The organism is Burkholderia sp. BCC1972 (assembly GCF_905339605.1).
In the GTDB taxonomy this organism is placed as follows: Bacteria; Pseudomonadota; Gammaproteobacteria; order Burkholderiales; family Burkholderiaceae; genus Burkholderia.
In genome coordinates, this window is record NZ_CAJPGH010000003.1 from 236730 (window position 1) to 259465 (window position 22736).

Annotated in this window: 19 protein-coding genes; 5 read left to right on the plus strand and 14 right to left on the minus strand. The window is 67.9% G+C overall.

The genetic code is table 11. The features are described 5' to 3' along the window. Positions 1–22: 22 nt before the first annotated feature. The 3 genes from U5798_RS06760 to U5798_RS06770 all read right to left on the minus strand — a co-directional run bounded on the left by U5798_RS06760 (position 23) and on the right by U5798_RS06770 (position 3608). Positions 23–1279, minus strand: a complete 1257-nt coding sequence (locus tag U5798_RS06760; RefSeq protein ID WP_185658083.1) for an ABC transporter permease — start codon at positions 1277–1279, stop codon at positions 23–25. Between the two features lie 102 nt (positions 1280–1381). Next, on the minus strand, positions 1382–2428 hold the full coding sequence (locus U5798_RS06765) for an ABC transporter substrate-binding protein (protein WP_124446574.1): 1047 nt from the start codon (positions 2426–2428) through the stop codon (positions 1382–1384). 76 nt (positions 2429–2504) lie between these two features. Then, positions 2505–3608 (minus strand): ABC transporter ATP-binding protein, encoded by a 1104-nt coding sequence (locus U5798_RS06770; RefSeq protein ID WP_124446572.1) that lies wholly within the window; start codon positions 3606–3608, stop codon positions 2505–2507. Positions 3609–3716: 108 nt separating this feature from the next. Here U5798_RS06770 and U5798_RS06775 point away from each other — a divergent pair, with 108 nt between their 5' ends. Continuing rightward, entirely contained in the window at positions 3717–5240 is a 1524-nt protein-coding gene (locus tag U5798_RS06775; RefSeq protein WP_124446570.1) for a PLP-dependent aminotransferase family protein, read from the plus strand. 37 nt (positions 5241–5277) lie between these two features. Here U5798_RS06775 and U5798_RS06780 read toward each other — a convergent pair whose 3' ends face one another. The 5 genes from U5798_RS06780 to U5798_RS06800 form a co-directional block, all read right to left on the minus strand. Then, on the minus strand, positions 5278–6312 hold the full coding sequence (locus U5798_RS06780) for a lipase secretion chaperone (RefSeq protein ID WP_322081611.1): 1035 nt from the start codon (positions 6310–6312) through the stop codon (positions 5278–5280). A 3-nt stretch (positions 6313–6315) separates the two neighbouring features. Next, on the minus strand, positions 6316–7410 hold the full coding sequence (locus U5798_RS06785; protein WP_322081612.1) for a triacylglycerol lipase: 1095 nt from the start codon (positions 7408–7410) through the stop codon (positions 6316–6318). Positions 7411–7629: 219 nt separating this feature from the next. Next, the gene (locus U5798_RS06790; protein WP_322081613.1) at positions 7630–9762 is read right to left on the minus strand and encodes a TonB-dependent copper receptor; all 2133 of its coding nucleotides are present in this window, start codon (positions 9760–9762) and stop codon (positions 7630–7632) included. A gap of 83 nt (positions 9763–9845) precedes the next feature. Then, positions 9846–10214: a DUF2946 domain-containing protein gene (locus tag U5798_RS06795; RefSeq protein ID WP_322081614.1), complete on the minus strand. Its 369-nt coding sequence runs from the start codon at positions 10212–10214 to the stop codon at positions 9846–9848. 156 nt (positions 10215–10370) lie between these two features. Beyond that, positions 10371–10907 (minus strand): cytochrome b, encoded by a 537-nt coding sequence (locus U5798_RS06800; RefSeq protein ID WP_322081615.1) that lies wholly within the window; start codon positions 10905–10907, stop codon positions 10371–10373. Positions 10908–11136: 229 nt separating this feature from the next. Between U5798_RS06800 and U5798_RS06805 the strand changes: the two genes are divergently transcribed. Continuing rightward, positions 11137–11775, plus strand: a complete 639-nt coding sequence (locus U5798_RS06805) for a Pr6Pr family membrane protein (protein WP_124446559.1) — start codon at positions 11137–11139, stop codon at positions 11773–11775. Between the two features lie 48 nt (positions 11776–11823). On the opposite strand, the gene U5798_RS06810 is transcribed toward U5798_RS06805, so the two are convergent. Continuing rightward, on the minus strand, positions 11824–12549 hold the full coding sequence (locus tag U5798_RS06810; protein ID WP_322081616.1) for a peptidoglycan DD-metalloendopeptidase family protein: 726 nt from the start codon (positions 12547–12549) through the stop codon (positions 11824–11826). Between the two features lie 414 nt (positions 12550–12963). Between U5798_RS06810 and U5798_RS06815 the strand changes: the two genes are divergently transcribed. Next, complete coding sequence (locus U5798_RS06815; protein ID WP_124446555.1) at positions 12964–13284, plus strand: hypothetical protein; 321 nt, start codon at positions 12964–12966, stop codon at positions 13282–13284. Positions 13285–13396: 112 nt separating this feature from the next. Here U5798_RS06815 and U5798_RS06820 read toward each other — a convergent pair whose 3' ends face one another. From U5798_RS06820 to U5798_RS06835, 4 genes are all read right to left on the minus strand, one after another. Then, positions 13397–13741: a DUF4148 domain-containing protein gene (locus U5798_RS06820; RefSeq protein WP_322081617.1), complete on the minus strand. Its 345-nt coding sequence runs from the start codon at positions 13739–13741 to the stop codon at positions 13397–13399. Between the two features lie 201 nt (positions 13742–13942). After that, positions 13943–15355 (minus strand): NADP-dependent phosphogluconate dehydrogenase, encoded by a 1413-nt coding sequence (gndA, locus tag U5798_RS06825; RefSeq protein ID WP_027791098.1) that lies wholly within the window; start codon positions 15353–15355, stop codon positions 13943–13945. Positions 15356–15452: 97 nt separating this feature from the next. Next, complete coding sequence (locus tag U5798_RS06830; RefSeq protein ID WP_124446551.1) at positions 15453–16094, minus strand: DUF938 domain-containing protein; 642 nt, start codon at positions 16092–16094, stop codon at positions 15453–15455. Then, a complete protein-coding gene (locus U5798_RS06835; RefSeq protein WP_322081618.1) occupies positions 16091–16987 on the minus strand; it encodes an NAD-dependent protein deacetylase in 897 nt (298 codons plus the stop codon). Before U5798_RS06835 ends, U5798_RS06830 begins: the two co-directional genes overlap by 4 nt. A 1054-nt stretch (positions 16988–18041) precedes the next feature. On the opposite strand from U5798_RS06835, the gene U5798_RS06840 reads away from it, so the two are divergent. Then, complete coding sequence (locus tag U5798_RS06840) at positions 18042–19001, plus strand: LLM class oxidoreductase (RefSeq protein ID WP_322081619.1); 960 nt, start codon at positions 18042–18044, stop codon at positions 18999–19001. Between the two features lie 333 nt (positions 19002–19334). Continuing rightward, positions 19335–21800: a mechanosensitive ion channel family protein gene (locus tag U5798_RS06845; RefSeq protein ID WP_322081620.1), complete on the plus strand. Its 2466-nt coding sequence runs from the start codon at positions 19335–19337 to the stop codon at positions 21798–21800. 27 nt (positions 21801–21827) lie between these two features. Here the strand turns inward: U5798_RS06845 and U5798_RS06850 are convergent, their stop codons facing one another. Further along, positions 21828–22664 carry a CerR family C-terminal domain-containing protein gene (locus U5798_RS06850; protein WP_322081621.1) on the minus strand — a complete coding sequence of 279 codons (837 nt, stop codon included), beginning with the start codon at positions 22662–22664 and terminating at the stop codon, positions 21828–21830. Positions 22665–22736 lie beyond the last annotated feature (72 nt).

A 22736-nucleotide genomic window follows, 5' to 3' on the forward strand; every position in this document is an offset into this window, starting at 1 on the left:
TCCGTTTCGTAGTACGCGGCGCTCAGCCGAGGCTCACGTTGGTGCGCGTGAAGCGCCCGTACACCGCATACAGCACGAGCGTCGCCGCGAGCAGCAGCCCGCCGAGTGCGCACGCCATGCCCCAGTTGATGGTCACGTTCGTGAAGTACGCGACGTAGTAGCTGACCATCTGGTCGTTCGGCCCGCCGAGCAGCGCGGGCGTGATGTAGTAGCCGATCGCGAGGATGAACACGAGCAACGCGCCCGCGCCGACGCCCGGATAGGTCTGCGGCACGTACACGCGCCAGAACGCGGCGAACGGATGGCTGCCGAGCGACACGGCCGCGCGCTGGTACGTGGGCGGGATCGACTTCATCACGCTGTAGAGCGGCAGGATCATGAACGGCAACAGGATGTGCGTCATCGAGATGTACACGCCGACGCGGTTGAACAGCAGCGTCAGCGGATGCGAGATCAGCCCGCTGCCGATCAGCGCCGTGTTGATGAGCCCTTCGCTCTGCAGCAGCACGATCCACGCGGCGACGCGCACGAGCACCGAGGTCCAGAACGGAATCAGCACGAGGATCATCACGAGGTTCGCGCGCCGCTCCGACAGCGTCGAGATCCAGTACGCGAGCGGATAGCCGAGCAGCAGCGCAAAGAGCGTGACGGCGATGCCGATCACGAACGTGCGGCCGAAGATTGCCAAGTAGATCGACTGGTCGGGATCGGCCTGCACGATATGGCCGAAGCCGTCCTGCTTGTGGTCGAGCGCGGCGAGCAGGTAGAACGGCGACACCTGGCTGCCGTTCTTCGCGATCGCCTGCCAGTACGCGGCGTCACCCCAGCGCGAGTCGAGGTCGATGAATTTCGCGCGCGTCTGCGCGGGCGTCAGCGCCGCATCGTTGTCGCCCTTCAGCGGCATCGCGCGCGCCGTCTTCGCGACGAGCGAGCGATAGCCGGGAATCTCAGTATTCAGGCGCCGCGCGAGCGCCCCCATCGCCTCGCTGTCGGCCACCTTCGTCATGTCGGCCGCGAGCGCGACATACGCGGCGTCGGCCGGCGGCGCCTTGCGGTCCCAGCCCGACAGCGCCGCGACCGTGTTCGGCAATGCGGTCGCGATCTCCGGGTTCTGCACCGCACGCGTGAGCAGCGTGCCGATCGGCACGACGAAAATCAGCAGCAGGAAAATCGCGAGCGGCGCGACCAGCAGCAGCGCCATCGTGCGCTTGCGGGCCTCGGCAGCCTTCAGCTCGCGCTTGAGCGCGGCGTTCGACGGCGAGGAAGGCGCGATCGTCAACGTATTCAACGGTTCTCTCCGGCCAGGCACGTTCCGGCGGAATGCCGCGCGACGCGAATAAGGCGTCGCGCGGCCGGTTGCATCAGGACACCTGAACGGCGGTTACTTCGTCGCCCACGCGGCGAAGCGCTGCTCGAGCTCGTCGCTGTGATCGGTCCAGAAACCGATGTCCTCCAGCACCGCGTTCTTGCCGTTCGCCGGCGAGTTCGGCAGGTTCGCGAGCGTCTTCGCATCGAGCGACTTGATCGCCGCGATGTTCGCCGGGCCGTACGCGATGTGCTGCGCATACGCCTGCTGCGGCTTCGGCGTCAGCGAATACGCGATGTACTGCTCGGCCAGCGCCTTGTTCGGCGAGCCCTTCGGAATCGCCCAGTAGTCGAGGTCGTAGATGCTGCCGTTCCACACCACCTTCAGGTTCTTGCCTTCCTTCTGCGCGGCATCGATGCGGCCGTTGTACGCGGTCGACATCACGACGTCGCCGGCGACGAGGAACTGCGGCGGCTGCGCGCCCGCTTCCCACCACTGGATGTACGGCTTCAGCTCGTCGAGCTTCTTGAACGCGCGGTCCTGGCCGGCCTTCGTGCCGAGCACCTTGTACACGTCCTTCGTCGCGACGCCGTCGGCCATCAGCGCGAATTCGAGGTTGTAGCGCGCGCCCTTGCGCATCCCGCGCTTGCCGGGGAATTTCTTCACGTTCCAGAAATCGGCCCAGCCGGTCGGCGCCGACTTCAGCTTGTCCGCGTTGTACGACAGCGCCGTCGACCACACGAAGAAACCGACGCCGCACACCTGCGGCGATTCCGGAATCAGGTCGGACTTCTTCGCGATCTTCGACCAGTCGAGCTTCTCGTACAGCCCTTCGTCGCAGCCGCGGTTCAGGTCGCCCGATTCGACCTCGACCACGTCCCAGTTGACGTGCTTCGCCTCGACCATCGCCTTCACCTTCGCCTGCTCGCCGTTGTACTCGACGGCCGTGACCTTGTTGCCGGTCGCCTTTTCGAACGGCTGGTTGAACGCGGCCTTCTGCGCGTCGCCGTTCGCGCCGCCGAAGTTGACGACCGTGAGTTCCGCAGCCGATGCCGATGCACCGAACGCGACCAGTGCCAGCGCGAGTGCCGTGCGGCGCGCGGTAAAGCTTGCTCGTTTCATGATGGTTCCTCTCCTCTCGTGGTGGAAGTGGGCTTTGTTGTTGACGACGTGCTGCGGAAAAACGGGGAAACCGCGGTTACGCGAACACGCGCAGGTGTTCGGGTGCGAATGCGAGCGAGACCGGCGCGCCGGGCGAGAACGCGTCGAGCGCGCCGGTGCCGAGCGGCACCTTCACGAAACATTCGTCCTGGCCCGGCAGCGCGCAGCGCATGCGCACGTGATCGCCGAAATAGATGAGGCTGCGCGCTTCGCCGCTCAGGCAATTGGCGGCGGCGCCATTCGCGCCATTCGCGCCGTGCGCGGCAAGGCTCATGCGTTCGGGGCGAATGCACGCGACGGCCGACGCGCCCTCGGCGGCTTCGCCGATATGGCGGCCGACGAGCTTCGTGCCGTCGTCGAGGCGGAATTCGCAGAACTCGCCGTCGACGCGCGCGATGGTGCCGCGCAGCCGGTTGCTGTCGCCGATGAAGTTGGCGACGAACTCGTTGCACGGCGATTCGTACAGGCGGTCGACGGTGTCGAGCTGCTGCACGATGCCCTTGTCGAACACGGCGACGCGGTCGGACATCGTCAGCGCCTCGCCCTGGTCGTGCGTCACGTACACGAAGGTCACGCCGAGCTTTTCGTGCAGCGCCTTCAGTTCGTACTGCATGTGTTCGCGCAACTGCTTGTCGAGCGCGCCGAGCGGCTCGTCCATCAGCACCAGCTTCGGCTCGAACACGAGCGCGCGCGCCAGTGCGATGCGCTGCTGCTGGCCACCCGACAGCTGCGCCGGATAGCGTTTCGCGAAGCGCTCCATCTGCACCATCTTCAGCGCGTGCGCGACGCGTTCCGCGCGCTCGCCGGCCGGCAGCTTGCGCACGGTCAGCGGATACGCGACGTTCTGCTCGACCGTCAGGTGCGGGAACAGCGCATAGTTCTGGAACACCATGCCGATGTTGCGCTTGTGCGGCGGCACGTTGTTCAGCAGCTCGCCGTCGAGGCGGATCTCGCCGCCGGTCGGGAATTCGAAGCCGGCGAGCATCATCAGGCAGGTGGTCTTGCCCGAACCCGACGGCCCGAGCAGCGTCAGGAATTCCCCGCGGCGGATGTCGAGGTCGAGCGATTTGACGACCAGCGTTTCACCATCGTAGGTCTTCCGCACGCCGCGAAAGCTGACGATCACATCATCGGACTTCATCGTGGCTGTCCCCTTGCTTCGCGACAAAACGTTTTTGAGATGGACCCACTATACGGCCCTCACGGTTCTATACTAGGGAACCATTTCAATATTCCAAGTAGGACCACTTTGGATACCGTGATCGTCGCCGACTGGCTCTCCGCCCGCCTCGACCGCAGCTCGCCGGAGCCGATGTACCGGCAGCTGCTGCAGCTGATGCAGCAGGCCATCCTGACCGGAGAATTGGGGCCAGGGACGAAGCTGCCGAGCTCGCGCACGCTCGCGGGCGACCTGTCGATCGCGCGCAATACCGTGCTGCACGTGTACGACCAGCTGACGGCCGAAGGCTACGTGCTGACGACGACCGGCAGCGGCACCTATGTGGCCGACACGCGGCCGGACGCCGCGGCGATCCACGCGCCGGGCACCGCGCCGGCGCCGTCGGCCGCCGACGAGCTGCCGCCGCCGGATGCGCAGGGCAGCCTGTCGACACGTGGGCGGCAACTGATCGAGCACGCAGGCGTGTCGCGGCGCCAGTGGGGGGCGTTCATGCCGGGCGTGCCGGACGTGTCGGAATTTCCGAGCCGCACGTGGAGCCGCCTGCAGGCGCGGCTGTGGAAGGAAGCCAATCCCGAATTGCTGACCTATGCGCCGGGCGGCGGCTACCGGCCGTTGCGGCGCGCACTTGCCGATTACCTGCGGGTCGCGCGCTCGGTCAAATGCTCGCCGGACCAGGTGATCATCACGACGGGTATTCACCAGTCGATCGATCTCGCGGTGCGGCTGCTGTCCGACATCGGCGATCGCGCGTGGGTCGAGGAGCCGTGCTACTGGGGCGTGCGCAGCGTGCTGCAGGCGGCCGGCCTCTCGCTCGCACCGGTGCCGGTCGACCAGGAAGGGCTCGACCCGCGCGTGAGCGACATGCAGCATCCGCCGCGACTCGTGCTCGTCACGCCGTCGCATCAGTACCCGCTTGGCATGGTGATGAGTCTCGCGCGGCGCCGGATGCTGCTCGAATACGCGCGCCAGCACCGCTGCTGGATCATCGAGGACGACTACGACAGCGAATTCCGCTACGGCAGCCGTCCGCTCGCGTCGCTGCAGGGGCTCGACGACGGCGGCCGCGTGATCTACGTCGGCAGCCTCGGCAAGATGCTGTTTCCGGGGCTGCGGATGGGCTACATGGTGGTGCCCGAACATCTGGTCGATACGTTCCGCACCGGATTGTCCGAGCTCTACCGCGAGGGCCAGCTGATGCAGCAGGCCGTGCTCGCCGAATTCATCATGGACGGCCACCTCACTTCGCACGTCAGACGAATGCGGACGCTGTACGGCGAGCGCCGGCAACTGATGATCGACGCGATCCGCGCACGCTTCGGCGAAGCGCTGCCCGTGATGGGCGACGAGGCCGGCCTGCATCTGGTGCTCGGCCTGCCCGACGCGTGCGACGATCGTGCGGTCACCCAGAGCGCGTTCGATGCGGGCGTGATCGTGCGCCCGCTCACCAGCTACTACAGCAGCCTCGACACCGCGCGGCAGGGCCTGCTGCTCGGCTATGCATGCGTCGCGCACGAAGGCATCGGGCCCGCGTTCGACACGCTCGCCGATACCATCGAGCGGCATCTGCCGCGCGACATCACGCGCGCCGCGTAAGGCCGCACCAGACCGGCCACACGCGGCAACGGCCCCATCATTGCGTGCTGCCGGCCGCGCGGTCGAGCGATGCCGCGCGCACGGCTTCGCCGGGCTTCGTGAACACGCGCTGCCGCAGCGCGGCGATCTGCGCGTCGCGATCCTGCTGCGACGACCCCGCCGATTCGATCTGCGCACGCTGCGCCGCGTAGTCCGCATAGCGGCGCTGCCACGATGCATCGTCCTGCTGCATCTGCGCGACGCGCGCGGCGGCGTCGGGGCCGAGCGTCTGCGTCAGCTGCGCGCGCATCGTGTCGGGCGTCGCGCCGCTCTTCTGCAATTGCGCGATCTGGTCGATCGCCGCGCGCTGCCGGTCGATCCGCTGCTGCGCCGCCCGTTCGCCGGCCGGCATCTGCTGCTCGAGCGCCGCGAGCCGCTCGGCCTTCTGCGCATCGGTCAGTGAGCGATCCTCAGTGATCTTCAGCCGTGCGAGGTCGTAGCGCTGCCGCCACTGCTCCGCACCGAAGAACGGCTCGCTCCAGTCGCCGAGCGTGCGGTACGCAATCGACGCGCGCTGATCGAGTGCAAGCTGCAACGCGCCGAGGTCGGCCTTGTCGACCGCGCCGGCATCGCGCAATTTCGCGAGCGCGTCGAGATACGCACGGTAGCGGTGCCACACGTCGAGCGCCTCGGCCTGCGCGACCGTGCCGTCGAGCTGCGCGGCGACCTCGCGCACGACGAACGCATCGAGCACGGCCGCGCTCAAATCGCTCTGCGCGGTCAGGCAATAGTCGAAGAAATCGCGCACCGCGCGCGACTTCGCGAGATGGCCGCCAGCATCGAGCGGCAGCCGCGGCGCGCTGGAACCGGCCAGCGACGGCGGCAGGCCCGTGCTCGCCGGCACGGCGGCCTGCGGCGATGCGACCGGCACGCCGCCCACCGCTGTCGCATCCGGTGCGTCACCGGCGGCACCCGCCCCGCGATGCCAGCCCGCCCCGCTCCACATCGCGACGCCGGCGATCGCCGCCAGCCCCACGACACCGTAGACTGCTGCGCGCCGCGCCAGCGGCGCGCGCCCTTCACGTGCGGTCATCGATTACACGCCCGCGAGCTGCAGCCGGTTCGCATGCGTGCGGATCACCGCGACCGGATCTTCCGCATACGCACCGCGCACGCCGAGCAGCTGGTTGATCTCGTCGATGTGGTTCCACTTGTAGCGCGTGCTCAGCACCTTGCCGTACAGCGCGCTGCACTGCGACACGAGCCCGTCGTTCTGGCCCGAGCCGCGGTTGATCATCACCGTGCCGGTGCCGAACAGCGCGAGTGTCGACGGATCGAGCGCGTTGGCGGGATCGACGAGCGGAATGGTGCTCGTGTCCTGCGCCCCCGTCACGCCGAACAGCGACAGCGTCGGCTGGATCGCCGTGCCGGCCCACGAATACAGCAGATGCGTGTTGCCGCCGACCGTTTCCGTCGGTGCGCCGGTCTGGCAGCTGCCCGATGCGCCAAGGCCCGCGCTCGGATAGTTCTGGTTGTAGGTCGCCGCCTGCGCGGTCGTCAGCGTCTTCAGCGATGCAAGCGCGTCCTGGTTCGTGTTGTGACTGCTGCTCGTCAGGATGCCGAATACATTGACGAACGCGGCGATCACCGTCGACGACAGCCCGGTCGGATCGTACGCGAGCACGCTCTGCACGAAGTCCGCGAACTCGGAGCCGCGATGCGGCGTGCCGATCGTCGTCACCGATGCGACGAGGTCGGGCGCGACGGCCGCCACATAGCGCGACGTCAGCCCGCCCTGGCTGTGGCCGACGAGATTGACCTTGGGCGCCCCCGTCGCGGCGAGTACCGTCTTCACGTAGGCGAGCAGCTGTTCGCCGCGCCCGTTCGGGCCGTCGTCGCTCTGGAAGCCCGACAGGTTCGCGACGTAGACGGTCGCGCCGTGCTGCTGCAGATCCTCCTGGATGCCGTACCAGTACTCGAGCACGCCGGCGTACTTGTCGGTGCCCGTGAGCCCGTGCACGAGGATGATCGGATAACGCGTCGCCGCGTAGTTGTCGGCGGGCGCGCTCGCCGCCACTGCCGATTGTGTCGTCGCGAGCGTCGTCAGCGCGGTCGTTCCCGCGAACGGCGCGACGCTCATCGCGCATGCCACTGCCCCTGCCATTACCCTGGAACGCATCGATCTGGCCATGCATGTTCTCCTGATTATTGTGCTGCCGGTGCGAATGACACCGGATCGACACGCACGCTGCATCGCGCGCACCGTGTGCGTCGAATGCGGGAGTGAATCACGAGTCGCGAACGTTTGCCCCCTGACTAGATACGGTTCTCTAATCGGTTGACGCGCCCCGCCCGTTCGGGCGGGGCCGCGTTCATGCGCGTGCATGCTGCAATGCACACGTGCCGCACGCTACAGCTTCGCGCTCACGCGCACCCAGGCGGTCCGGCCCGGCTCCATCACCGGCGCGTTCGCCGGATAGCCGAAGCCCGCGTTGCCGGCGAGGTTCAGGTGCTCGGTGTAGGCCTTGTTCAGCACGTTGTCGACGCCGACCGAGATCTGCACGGTCTTGCTGACGTTGTATTGCGTATGCAGCGACAGCACGCCGAATCCGGCGCTCGGACCGAAGTCCTTGCCGACCACGTTGCCCTCGTTCAGCGCATAGCGATGCTGCGGCGCAACGATCCGCCACAGGCCGCCGGCCGACCATGCACCGCGCGTGTACTCGAGCCCGATGCGCGCCTCGAGCGGCGGCATCTGCGGCAGCGGATCGCCGCTCGCCACGTTACGCCCCCACGCATACGCGAGCGACGTCTCGACGCGCAGCGGCGCAACAGGCCGCCACGACACACCCGCTTCACCGCCCATGATCTGCGCATTCACGTTGGTCGCCTGCGTGGTCGGGCCCATCATCCCGGCCGCGTAGTTGAACAGGATGAAGTCCTGCACGTAGCCCGCGTACGCCGATACCCATGCATCGAACCGGTCGCTCTTGTACTGCGCGCCGATGTCGACCTGCGTGGTCTTCTCCGGCTGCACCGCCGAGAACGCGTTGACCGAACCGGCCGGCCCGCGCTTCGCGGAGAACAGCTCCCAATAGTCGGGATAGCGCTCCGCATGTCCGATCCCCGCGTACCACGTGACGGGTAGCGACGCGAGATCGCGCTCGTAGCGCACGAAGCCGCTCGGCAGCACGCGCGCGCGATCGTCGTCGAAGGTCGGGTTCGGCTTGCTCGTCATCATCCCGCTCGTCATCGCGCGTTTGTCGCGAGCGCTCGCGTAGTCGATGCGCGCGCCGCCGATCACGCGCGACACTTCGCTCGCATACCACGTCAGCTCGCCGAACGCGCCCGCGTTCCACATCGTCGCCTGCGCATCCCACGGCTGGTCGCGGTAGTCCTGCCGCCCCATCGACGAACGCGAATCGAGCCGGTTCGATTGCGCGTCGACACCCGTCACGAGCTTGAAGTCGTCGCCGAAACGGAACGTCGCGGCCGCGCGCGCACCGACCGTGCGGCGCCGCACGTCGGCCGCCATCCGCATCGGCATGCTGCTGGTCGGGTCGGGCTGCCGCAACGTGTAGTTGTCCATCACGTGATCGGCTTCGTTGTAGTACACGCGCGCCTCGATCCGGTCGAGCACGTCGCCGAGGTGCCGCTTGTCGAACGACAGCCCGAAGGTCTCGCGGCGGAAATGCGCACCGTCCATCCCGCGGCCCGCGTAACGCGCATAGCCGTCGCCGGTGCCGGCGGTCAGCTCGACGCGCGTGTGGTCGTCGGGCGCCCAGCCGAGCGCCGCGTCGGCATTCCACTTGTCCCACTGCGACGGCACCGTGTTGCCGTTGCCGTCCTTGTAGTCCTGCGAATGCGCGTGGTTCGCGGTCACGCGGCCGTAGACGTCCGGCGTGCCGGCCGTCAAGTCGATGTTCTGGTCGTTGCGACCGAACGACCCGCCGACCAGGCTGCCGTCGAAACGCATGCCCGGACGCTCGAAGCGCGGCGTCACGCGCTCGAACAGCACGGTGCCGGCCGACGCGCCGGGGCCGTACAGCACGGACTGCGGCCCCTTCACGACGGTGACCTTGTCGTAGCTTTCCGGTGCGATGTACGACGTCGGCGCATCCATCCGGTTCGGGCATGCGCCGAGTGTCGGCATCCCGTTCGCCAGGATGTTCAAGCGCGAACCGAACATCCCGCGCAGCACGGGGTCGCCGTTCGTGCCGCCGCTGCGGATCGACGTGAAGCCGGGGATCGTCTTCAGGTAATCCGCGCCGTCGCTGGCGGGCAGCGGCTGGCGCGGCGCCTTCGGATCCGTGACGACGACGAGCGGCGTGGACAGCGGCGACGCGACGACCTCGACGGGCGGCAGCAGCGCGGCCGACTCGTTCACGGGCGCGACGTCAGCGCGCGCCGTTTCGGCCGCCGCGGCGCTCGCTGCCAGCGCGCCGGCAGCGAGCGCAGGAACGGTAAGTTTCAACATGCGCGGCACGCGCCGCGCACAGGCATTGCGTGACGCCCGCGGCGCACGCAACTGGAAATTGGTCATGATCGAAAGCCCGAGTGACGCCCTCCACGCGGCCGCGACGGGCCGCACGGATATCGGCGGTGGTAAGAACGGATAACAGCGCGTCAGGCGCGCTCGGGCGGTGCGCGTGGATACGCGCGCGGATAGCGGTCGGCGCGCGCCGCGACGGAGGACGGCGCGGCGGCGGACACGGAAACGGCGGGAATGGCAGCGAACGATGCGGCGGCAGGCGCGCCGATCGCGGGGCTGTGGGCGAAGAAACCGCAGTAGCCGCACGCGTCGAGATGCAGCGCGTGATCGTGCATGCTGCGCGTATCGGCCGACCGATGCGCACCATGCTCTGCACTGCAGACGATGGCGTCCGGCGTGGCCGCCTGCGCGATGCGCCACTGCGACACCAGCGGCGCCGCGATCGCGATCCAGATCGCGAGCACGCCGAGCCAGGCGGTCAGGTGACGATGTCGGTGCAGCATGCGCGGCGACGAGTAAGCGGAATGTAAAAGCAGCCGAGATGTTACAGAATGTTCAACGCGATGACCAGCCACCCGTGCCGGTAAACGGACCGGGGGCGCATGGTTGTCAGCACAACCATGCGCCCCCGCCTGCGAAATGCGCCCGGAACGCGGCGATCAGGGTGCCATGCGCCGCAGCACGTCGTCGCGCCGGATGAAATGGTGATACAGCGCGGCCAGCGCATGCAGGCCGATCACGAAGTAGAACGCGTTGCCGATCAGTTCGTGCGCCTCCTTGATCGTCGGCCGCAGCGCCTTGTCGGGGCCGAACAGCGTGAACGACACGCCGAGCCAGTCGAGCGACACCGGCTTGCCGCCCAGGTTGATCATCATGATGCCGAGCAGCGGTTGCGCGATGATGAACACGTAGAGCGCGAGATGCGCGAGCCTCGACAGCCAGCGCAGCAGCAGCGCCTGCGGAATGGCTTCCGGCACGCGGCTGACGGCGCGCCACAGCACGCGCAACACCGACAGCACGAGCACGAACGTGCCCGCGGTGAGGTGCACGTTCATCCAGAACACGCGGCTGTCACTGCCTTTCGGGCCGCGGATCTCGATGGCCAGGTAGGCCAGCGCCACCAGCACGAAGATGGCCCAGTGGAAGAAGATCGCGGGCGAGCTGTAGCGCGTCTGTTTCGCGAGGATGTTTCTCATGCTTCGTCTCGTGTGTCGTATGCGGGAAGGAGCGCGGGCGGCAACCGGCCCTGCGCCCGGCCAGGCTTTCGCGATTGTAGCCGCACGGGCGTCCGGTTTTACGCGGCGCGGTCAAATATCCGACGAATCGGCGGCGCGCCCCGCGCGCGTCCCTCATATGGAAAATCCGCATCGCGCGCGCAAGCGGCTGTGGCACGATGAAGCTTTGGTGCGACGGCGCGCGGGCATCATGAGCAAAGCGTTCTTCGTTGCGGCCTATCGGCTGACCGCCGCGTTGCTCGCGGTGTCCACGACCGTGCACAGCATCGCCGACTACTGGCACCTGCCGAACTTCCATCTCGGCAACTACCTCAGCTACTTCACGCAACTGAGCAGCCTCTACGCGGCCGCGATGCTGGCCGCGGGGCTGTGGCGCATCGCGCGCCCCGGCTCGGCCCGCTACGAATCGATGCGCGGCGCGGCCGTGCTGTACGTGCTGATCACCGCGATCGTCTACGAACTCCTGCTGGCGCGGCCCGATGCGCTGCGCCACGTCACGCCGGCGTTCAACAACTGGGTGCTGCACCGGATCGTGCCGCTCGTGATGCTGTGCGACTGGCTGTACGTGGAGCCGCGCCGGCCGATCGCACGCAGCAGCGCGTTCGCCTGGCTCGGTTTTCCGCTCGTCTATCTCGGCTATACGCTCGTGCGCGGCGCAGTGGAGAACTGGTACCCCTACCCGTTCGTCGATCCGCGGCCGCACGGCTACCTGCCGGTCGCGATCCAGTGTTCGCTGATCGCGCTGGGCGCGGCGGCGCTCGCATTGGGCATCCGCTGGCTCGGCAATCACGCGAGACAGTCCGGTACCGCGACACTCAAGGAGGGATGAAGGCGGGAGCGTGTGCGCCGCCCGGCGCACACGCGGTACTGCGGGTCGTCAGCCGCCGTTGCGCGGCAGGAAGTTCATCGGATCGACGACCTTGCCGTTCTGGCGGACTTCGAACTCGAACGTCGAACGGCCGCTCGCGTCGGTGCCCATTTCGGCGACCGGCTGGCCCTGGCGCACCGCGTCGCCTTCGTTGACGAGCAGCTTGCCGTTGTGCCCGTAGGCCGTGATGAGGCCGTTGTCGTGCTTCAGGATCACGAGCGGGCCGTACGCCTTGACGCCGGACCCGGCGTAGACCACGCGCCCGTTCGCCGCGGCCCGCACCGAGTGGTCGGGCCCGGATGCGGCGATCACGATGCCGCGCGCCTTGCCTGCCGCGAACGGCGTCGCGACGACGCCCGTTGCCGGCCACGCGAGCGAGCCCGGCACGGCAGGCGGCTGCCCGGGCGACGGTGCGGCAGACGGCGGCGCCACGCGCAGCACCTGGCCGGGCGACAGGGCGTCGGTCGGCGCCATGTGGTTCCAGCTGGCCACGTCCTGCACGCGTTGCCCGTAGGCGCTCGCTACGCCCGCGAGCGTATCGCCCGGGTTCACGCGGTAATAGCCGGCGATCACGCCCGGCGTCGCAGCCGACATCGGGGTCGACTGGCGCGCCGGTTGCCAGCTGTCGGTCCACGGCGTCAGCGTACAGCCCGACAGCGCGACGGCTGCAGCGACGAGCGCCGCCTGCGGCAACCAGCGCGTCAGCGCATCGTGGATGGGAATAGTTTCTCTCAAGGGTCCTCCCGGATTTGCGTCGTAGCGCCGCCCACCGCCCCCCGGTGTGCGCCGCACGATGTCCGGCCGGACGGCCGGACCAACCAGTATCCGACCGCTCTCGCGGCCGTCAGTTTCCACAGCGGAACGTCGGTGCGAATGGGCTCACCGGCCCCTTTTCCGCACTTTTCAGTGTCGCTCCGACCGGCAAAGATACCATTTGTCGCGGTCAGGACTGCATCGGCTGCCTGTTGCGGCAACAATCTTGCAGTGCCGCATGAGTGTGGCGACGGCCTGCGAGCCGCGCCGCGCGGGTTTTCGGCCCGCGCCGCCGCGCGTGCGCCGGCCGTCTCGTCCCCGTCACATTCCCCTCTTCGATCGCCGCCTATACTCGATGACGCAGCGCGCGATCCAACGACAACGAGGAGCATGACAATGAACAACGCGACGTTTCTTTCCGTGCAGCTCGACGCCGACGATTTCGCCGGCTCCAGCGGCCTGGTCGAATTGCTCAACCGGCACCTGCTGTTCGCGACCGATGTCGCCGAGGCGGCCGATGCGCTCGTCCAGCTGGCGAGCGTCGCGCACATGACGGGCGCCACGCGCCACAGCGTCGAGCTGCCGGTCCTCGCGATCGAACGGCTGCGCGACGCACTCGACACGCTGAGCGGCTACGACGAAACGTGGCTGCAGGTACTGGAACCGGCCGAAGCGCTGTTCCGCGATATCGGGCGCGGCCGCCGCCCGCTGCATTGAGCGCCGGCGCGTCACGCGCCGCCAATGAAAACAGCCCGTCGTTCCGCATAACGGAACGACGGGCTGTTTGTACTACAGGGGGTCGGATCCGGCCGTCGGAGCGGCCGCACCATTAACGACCCTTGTAGACCGGTGCGCCGTCAGCGATACGCTTGACTTGCCAGCCGGTCTTTGCAACAGCCGGTGCGCCCGATTCTTGCGCGGCGGCCGGTTGCGCGCCGTAGCCGGTCGTGTCGGCAGCGGCAACGTTTTGTTGCGGGTTCAGACGTGCTTCGGCTGCCTGGATGCCTTCCGGGTAGTTCGTGCGGTCGCTGCCCAGCTTGTAGCCGGCCTGCTGGACGGCGACGAGATCGGCCTTCACCTGTGCACGGGTGACGGGCGCGTTCTGTTGGGCGAACGAGACGGCGGGAACGACGAGGACAGCAGCTGCAGCGAACGTTGCGATCAGCGATTTCATGATTACCTCCGGGACTTTTTTTGCTCCGCCGCACACACCATGTCTGCAGCGATGGAACAGAGTTTAGTCCCGGCAGCACCTAGGGAAAACCATGAAAGAACGAAAACACTGTTTCCCCGGAGCCAACAATGTCGGCATCCGGGATAGAAAAACCCTATTCAAAGAATAGATTTTCGCAACAATGCTGCCCCCGCGGGCCGGTTACGACCAGTTCGCGTGGAAGCTGCCCGGCTTGTCGGTACGCTCGAACGTGTGCGCGCCGAAGAAGTCGCGCTGCGCCTGCACAAGGTTCGCCGGCAGCCGCTCGGAACGGTAGCTGTCGAAGTACGCGACCGCCGACGCGAACGCCGGCACCGGCACGCCGGCCTTCACCGCGGCGACCACGACGTCGCGCAGCGCCGTCTGGTAGTTCGCGGCGATGTCCTTGAAGTACGGATCGAGCAGCAGGTTCGCGAGCGCGGGATCCTTCGCATAGGCGTCCGTGATCTTCTGCAGGAAGCGCGCGCGGATGATGCAGCCCGCGCGGAAGATCTTCGCGATCGTCCCGAGATCGAGGTTCCAGCCGTACTCTTCCGATGCGGTGCGCAGTTGCGCGAAGCCCTGCGCGTACGAGATGACCTTGCTCAGGTACAGCGCGCGGCGCACCGCCTCGACGAACGCGGCACGGTCACCGTCGAACGGTGCGGCGGCCGGGCCCGACAGGATCTTGCTGGCCGCGACGCGCTCGGTCTTCAGCGACGACAGCACGCGCGCGAACACCGACTCGGTGATGAGCGGCAGCGGCACGCCGAGATCCAGCGCGTTCTGGCTCGTCCACTTGCCGGTGCCCTTCTGCGCGGCGCGATCGAGGATCACGTCGACGAGGTGCTTGCCGGTCTCTTCGTCCTTCTTGCCGAAGATCTTCGACGTGATCTCGATCAGGTAGCTGTCGAGTTCGCCCTGGTTCCATTCGGTGTACACCGCGCCGAGCTCGTCGTTGGTCAGGCCCGCGACGTCCTTCAGCACCGAGTAGCTTTCGGCGATCAGCTGCATGTCGCCGTATTCGATGCCGTTGTGGACCATCTTCACGTAGTGGCCCGCACCGTCCGGGCCCATGTAGGCGACGCACGGCTCGCCGTCCGACGGCGCCTTCGCGGCGATCTGCTTGAGGATCGGCTCGACGAGGTCGTACGCGTCGCGCTGGCCGCCCGGCATGATCGACGGGCCGCGCAATGCGCCCTCTTCGCCGCCCGACACGCCGGTGCCGATGAAGTGCAGGCCCGATTGCGCGAGTTCCTGGTTGCGGCGGATCGTGTCGGTGAAGTGCGTATTGCCGCCGTCGATCAGCACGTCGCCCTTCTCGAGCAGCGGCTTGAGCGACGCGATCGTCGCATCGGTCGCTTCACCGGCCTTCACCATCATCAGGATCCGGCGCGGCGTCTCGAGCGACGCGACGAATTCCTCGAGCGTATAGGTCGGCACCAGGTTGCGGCCGGGGAATTCTGCGATCAGTTCGTCGGTTTTCTCGCGGCTGCGGTTGTACACCGACACCGCGTAACCGCGGCTCTCGATATTGAGTGCGAGATTGCGGCCCATCACCGCGAGCCCGATCACACCGATTGCTTGCTTGCCCATTAGTCAATTCTCCGGAAAAAACGGGGCGCGACCCGAACCGGGCCGCGCGCACAGGCGAAAGGATAGTGGAAACCCGGCGTCGATGCGCGCCTGCGTGTCATTGCTCCGCGTGCGGCAGCCGCCGGAACACGACGCTCAGGTTGTTCGCCGGCATCTCGACGACCTCGCTGCAGTCAAGCCCGCGATCGAGGCCGAGCGCGACGACGGTCTCGAGATCGCGCACGCCCCACGACGGGTCGCGGCTGCGCAACTGCAGGTCGAAGGCCTCGTTCGACGGCGCCGTGTGCCGGCCTTCGCGACGGTACGGGCCGTACAGGAACAGCACGCCGCCCGGTCGCAGCAGCCGCGCCGCGCCCGCGAACAGCGCTTCCGTGCAGGCCCACGGCGAGATGTGAATCATGTTGATGCAGACGATCGCGTCGAGTGCCGCGACCGGCCACGCTGCCTCGCGCACGTCGAACGCCAGCGGCCCGGCGACGTTCGCGAGGCCCGCATGCGCGACCCACGCGGCGATCGAGTGCCGCGCCTGTTCGTCGGGGTCGCTCGGCTGCCAGTGCAGGCCCGGCAGGGCCTGCGCGAAATGGACGACATGCTGGCCGGTGCCGCTCGCGATCTCGAGCACGCTGCCGCTCGCCGGCAGTACGCGGCGCAATACGTCGAGGATCGGCCCGCGGTTGCGTTCGGCCGCGGGCGCCAGCAACCGCGCGGAGGGATCGGGCGAAGCGGTAGCGCCGGTCACGATGCATGCTCCAGGGTGTGATCGCCGAGACCCAGACGGGCCGTCAGTGCGTCGAGCGCCGGTGCGCAGTGCGCCTCGACCTTCAGCGTCAGCATCGGATCGGCGCGCGTATGGCCGAGATTGAGCGCGGCGACCGGCTTCTGCTGCGCCTGCGCCCACACGCAGAAGCGGTAGCCGGAATACACCATCAGCGACGACCCGACAACGAGCAGCGCATCGGCCGCGTCGAGCGCCTGCGACGCCAGCGCCACGCGTTCGCGCGGCACGTTCTCGCCGAAGAACACGACCGCCGGCTTCAGCAGGCCGCCGCACGCAGGGCACGCCGGAATGCGAAACGTGTCGAGCGCGGCCCATTCGAGGTGCGCGTCGCCGTCCGCGGCCGGCTCGGCCTGCGCACCGAGCAGTTCGGGATTGTCGGCTTCGAGCACCGTCTGGATCGTCGCGCGCGCATGGTGCGCGCCGCATTCGAGGCAGGTCACGCCGTTGATCCCGCCATGCAGCTCGATCACGTCGTCGCTGCCCGCGCGCTGGTGCAAGCCGTCGACGTTCTGCGTGACGAGACGCTCGATCCGGCCCGCGCCGCCGAGCCGTGCCAGTGCGACGTGCGACCCGTTCGGCTGCGCGCGGCCGACGACGGGCCAGCCGATCATGCTGCGCGCCCAGTAGCGGCGCCGCGCGGCATCGGAGCCGAGGAATTCGTGGAGCTGGATCGGTGGCGAGCGCATCCACTGGCCGTTGCGGTCGCGATAGCCCGGAATGCCGGAATCGGTACTGATGCCCGCCCCGGTCAGCACGAGCAGGCGCGGATGGCGCTCGACGAACGCATGCAGCGCATCGAGCGCGGCCGGGTCGACGCCGGCGGTTGAAGGGTCCTGCAAGGCTTTGTCGTTCATGTTGGCAACGCGTGATCGGGCGCGCCGGCAGGCTCGTGCGACCGCACGAGCGGCCCGCGCGCCAGCACATGATACAGAACGCCGCACGATCCGGCCGGCGGCCCCTGTGCAAAACCGGCGCACAAAAAAAGACGCCCATTCGCCACGCGGCGATGGGCGCTTAAACAATTGATCCATCGGGGTAGTGGATCAACTGACAGCACAAAGTTGCGACGGCCGCCATGCGGCCACCGGTGAACGCCTCCCCTGAACTGCGCGTGTTCCGCAATGCTGCGCGCTGCGCTGCGTTGCGCCGCCGGCGCTTCCGTGCGATCCCGGTCATGTCCGCCACGCCACGCCGCGACGCGCGGCGCGCAATCGCATCCGCCGCGCGACGACTCGCGTTGCGCTACGGCATGACGATCCGGGATCCAGGCCGGAGCCACCCGCATGCATTCGGAGGCTCATCCCCGACGGCCGACCGTCGCCGGTCGGCCTCGCGCGTCAAGCATGCACGTGTCGCTCAGAACGAACCCGATTGCTCGGATGGAACGGAAAGCCGCGCGCTCACGTCGCCGCAATCAACGGCGAAGCGAATATTCGGGCAGGTCGGCGATTCATGTTTGCAACATGCCACGTTGCGATTCGGTCTCTTTTCATTCTCTTGTCCCCGTTTTCGATATGTCCGACCCACTGAAGCGATCGTCAGGCCGACTGCGCCCCGCGATCGCGCTCACGGCCCATACAGATATGCAAGGAGTGCACCATGCGTCGCGCCGCAAGGCCCCGCGGGCATCTGCAAGACCGCCGGAAGGGATCGCGCACCGTCAGGAAGCGTGAACGTTTCGAAACTGAAACACCCGCCGGCACGACGATGGCCGGCCATGCGTGCCGTCGAGCGGCAGCGGCCCGCCGATGCCGGCGCGGAACCCGGCCTCACGCTGTGCGGCGTGGCGCCGCGAATCGCGTAGGGCCGGGGACGACGCATGCAGCGCGGCTCACGCCGTGCGCAAACACGCTAGCATTCGGACACGAAACACCGCGCATCCGCTTGCATCGCCTCCAAGGATCCGACATGACCACGCCCGCCCCTGCCCGCCTTGACGTCGCCCGCCGCGTCTTTTCGGACGGACAGCTGTCGATCGGCCTCACGCTGCCGCTGCTGCGCAGCGGCCACATCGTCGCCGACTTCAACGAGCAGCTCGAACTCGCCGAACTGGCCGATACGCTCGGCTTTCGCGCGCTGTGGATTCGCGACGTGCCGTTGAACAGCGCCGATTACCCGGACCCGGTCGGCCATCTCGACCCGTGGGTGCTGCTCGGCGCACTGGCGTCGCGCACGCAGCGGATCGCGCTGGCGAGCGGCGCGATCGTCCTGCCGCTGCGTCATCCGCTGCATATCGCGAAAGGCGCGCTGTCGGTCGCGACGCTGTCCGGCGGACGCTTCATTCTCGGGCTCGGCTCCGGCGACCGGCCGCCCGAATATGCGGCGTTCGGCGTCGATGCGGAAACGCGGCGCGACCGCTACCGCGCACACTGGGATGTCGTCGCGGCCGCGCTGGGCGTGCCGTCCCGCGTGCTGCCCGACGAAGCACCGCCCGACGCCCCCGAATTCATGCTGCTGCCGCGCGGCAGCGACGCGGTGCCGATGCTCGCGGTCGGATCGGGCGGACAAAGCGTCGACTGGATCGCGCGGCGCTCGATCGGCTGGATGACGTACCACCGCGATCCGGACACGCAGCGCGCACGCCATTCGATATGGCGCGCGGCGGTCGACCGGCTTCCGGCGCCGGAATTTCGTGCGTTCGGCGTGTCGATGCGACTCGACCTCGCCGCGGACCCCGACGCATCGGCCATCGCGCTGTCGCTCGGCTACGCAACCGGGCGCCGCGCGTTGGTCGACATCCTGCAGGACATGCGTGCGGCGGGCACGCATCATGTCACGCTGAACCCGGGATCCGACCGGCCGGTACGCGAGGTCATCGAGGAAATCGCCGAACATGTGCTGCCGATATTTCACGACGAATATCGGTGATTCATCAGGAATCCGAAGGCATCCCGCGCGTCGTGCACGATCGGGCGAATGCTCACGTTGCAATGCACAGCTCTGCTCCGACGGGAAACGAGCATTACCATTGCCTTACGATTCGACCGCTAGCCTTCCTCCCCGCTGTTCTGTTGGCCCCTCTGAAGCCTGCATCAGTCATTTGCCTGCGCGAACGCGCCGCGAACGCCCGTGCCACCTCGCCCATGCCCGATTCGAATGGTCGTCGACGGAACTATTCGGCTCCGGTCGCGATCATGTTAACTTCCGTCCATCGTTCAGCCCGGCGGGCCGCGCGCCGATGCGCACCCCCATGCCTACTCCATGCGACATTTCCTCCTCGGCTGGCTGCTTGCCGCCGTCGTGTCGGCCGCCCATGCGGCCACGCCCACCCCAACCGCTGCGCCGGCCGCCTCCGGCACCGCGCCCGCGCTGACGCCGCAACAGGCCCGGCAGGCACTCAATGTGCTCGAAAACCCGCGCGATCGCGCGCAAGTCGAAACGACGCTGCGCGCGATCGCGGCCGTCGGCGTATTGAGTGCGCCCGCGGTCGCCGCCAGCGAAGCGGCCGCAGCCAGCGGCGCATCGGCGGCCGCGGCCCCGACTGCGCTCACGTCGAACGGGCTTGCGTCGATGCTCGTCCGCCAGGGGTCGCGCTGGGCTGTCGAAATCGGCAGCGCGCTGAAGGAATCGCTGCGCTCGCTGCTCGATGTCGGCTCGGTCGGCAACTGGTGGCATGACAGGCTGGTACGCGCCGACGAGCGCGCCGATCTCACGCACGCGATCTGGATCATCCTCGCCGTGCTCGTGCCCGCACTTGTCGTCGAATGGTTCGCGAAGCGGCTGCTGCGACGCGCGCTGGCCGCGGTAGCCGCACGACGCGCCGATGCATCGCGCCCCGCCGCGGCCGCTTCCGCCACCTCCAACGACGACCACGCGCCGCCCGACACATCCGACCCGCCCGGCGCCACCGACGCTGCCGAAGCTGCGCCCGCCGCGTCGCAAAGCCGCGGCCACGCGCGACGTCACTCCACGCTGCTGTACCGGATGCCGCGCGCGCTCGTCAGCCTCGCGCTGCGCGCGGTGCCGCTGCTCGTGTTCGTCGGCGTCGCGAGCCTGACGATGTCGCTGATCGGTAACACGGGCACGCCGATCGAATCCGCGCTCGAAGCGCTGATCGACATCTACGTGATCTGCCGGCTCGTCACGATTGTCAGCCGGCTGTTCTTCCAGCCCGATGCGCGGCAGTTGCGGCTGCTGCATATCAGCGATGCATGGGCCGATTTCGCGCAGCGCTCGATCGCGCGGATCGTGATCGTGGTCGGTGCGTGCACGGCCGCGGTCGAGATCGCCGCCAGCTTCGGCCTCAGCGAAGCCGGCCACGTCGCACTGCTGAAAGCCGTCGCGCTCGTCGGGCACGTGATGATCTCGGCGCTGATCCTGCGGTGCCGCCAGCCCGTCGCCGCGCGGATTCGCGCGGCCGGCGCGGACCGTCCGGCCTTCGTCGTGATCGGCAATGCGCTCGCGGACGCGTGGGCGCCCGTGTCGGTCTTCGTCGTGATGGCGCTGTGGTTCGTGTGGGCGCTCGACGTCCACAACGGCTATCGCGTGCTGATCACGCTCGGCGGCCGCTCGATCGCCGTAATGATCGGCATGCGGATGGTGTCGATCGTCGTGTTCGGCGCACTCGCGCGGCTGTTCCAGGGCCGCGATGAAGACCGCACGCTCGTTCATCTGCACGCGTACCGCTATTACCCGCTGCTGCGCCAGATCGTATCGGGCGCGATCGGCATCGTGACCTTCGTGCTGCTGCTGCAGACCTGGGGGGTGCCGGTCTTCCGCGCGTTCGAGACCGGCACGATCGGCCACCGGCTCGCGTCGGCATTGGTGACGATCGCGATCGCGGCACTCGTCGCGCTCGTCGTGTGGGAAGCCGCGAACATCGCGATCGAGCGCCGCCTGCAGCGCTGGACGCGCGAAGGCAACCTGGTGCGCGCCGCGCGGCTGCGCACGCTGCTGCCGATGCTGCGTTCGCTGCTGTTCGTGATGATCGCGCTCGTCGTCGTACTGACGGGCCTCAGCCAGCTCGGCGTGAACGTCGGCCCGTTGCTGGCCGGCGCGAGCATCTTCGGCGTCGCGCTCGGCTTCGGCTCGCAGAAGCTCGTGCAGGATTTCATCACCGGAATCTTCCTGCTGATGGAAAACGCGATGCAGGTCGGCGACTGGGTCACGCTTGCCGGCGTGTCGGGCACGGTCGAATACCTGTCGATCCGCACCGTGCGGCTGCGCGCGGGCGACGGGTCGCTGTATACGATCCCGTTCAGCTCGGTGACGACCGTCAACAATACGAATCGCGGGCTCGGCAACGCGGCCGTCAAGGTCAGCATCGCGTACGGCGAGGACATCGATCGCGCGATCGCGACACTGAAGGAAATCGGCGCCGCGTTGCGCGACGATCCGAAGTATCACGACGGCATCCTGTCGGACTTCAGCTACTGGGGGATCGACCAGGTCGACGGCGCAGCGCTCGCGCTGGCCGGACAGATGCAGTGCACGGACTCGACGCGCTGGAGCGTGCAGCGGGAATTCAACCGGCGGATCGCGGAAACGTTCCGCGAACGCGGCATCCGGATCGCGAATCCGCAGCGCAGCGTCGTTGCCTATGCGGACGGATCGCGGCCCACAGGAATCGGTGAAGGCGACAACACCACCGACAACGACAACGGCAACGCGCCCGAAACGGCAGCCCGGCCGCCGTCGCCCGGCAACGGGGAGCGCAAGCCGGGCTGACGGTTCGACGCGCGTGACGCGCCGTGCTCAACGCGCGGCGGGTTTCCTTGCGCGTGCCGTGCCTTTCGCCGCGGGGGTTGCCGTCCCCGGTTTCGCCGCGCGTTTCGACGCGGCGGCACCCTGCCCGCGCTTCACCGCGCTTTGCGCACCGGCCGCCAACGCGTCGCGCTGCGCATGCCATTGCTCGAGCAGCACGCGCGTCTGGTCGGCAATCGTGTCGGTCACCAGCGCCGCACGCTCGCTGTCGAACGCGTCCCATTCGAGCAACTGCAGCGCCGAACGCTGCGCGATATGGAACACCGTCAGCTGCCCGAACAGGCTCAGCGCGCGCAACCGCGTGACGGGATCGTCGGCCGGCCGCCCGGAGATGCGGCCGATCAATTCGGCGCTCACGTCGTTCAGCGGCTTGCGCATGCGCTTCATCAGGATTTCGCTCGCACTCGCCGGCTCCTGGCCGCCCTGCTCGCGCGCGAAGAACATCCGCTGGTTCATCGTCTTCGGCGCGGTGAACATCCGGTCCGACAGCGCACGCAGCAGCCCGATGAATGCATCGATCAGCGCGTCGACGCTCGCCTGGCCATCGAGCATCGCCCGCGCATGGCCAACCGCCGGCGCGAACACCTGCCAGCCGTTCTCGGCGATCGTTTCGACGCACGCGCGGTACACGCCTTCCTTGTTCTCGAAGTAGTACTGGAGCGCCGGCGCGTTCACGCCCGCCATCGCGGCGATCTCGCGCGTCGACGCGCCCGCGAACCCGCGTTCGCCGAACAGTTCGATTGCCGCCTCGATGATCCGCTGGCGCGTTTCGTCGCCGCGCGCGTAGCCGCCCGCCGACGTACGGCGCAGCTTCTTCGCTTCGTTCATGCCTGCCTCGTCATTCGATCGATCGACATTCTACTTGACACAATTTTAGCAACTGGAATAATTCTTCCACTT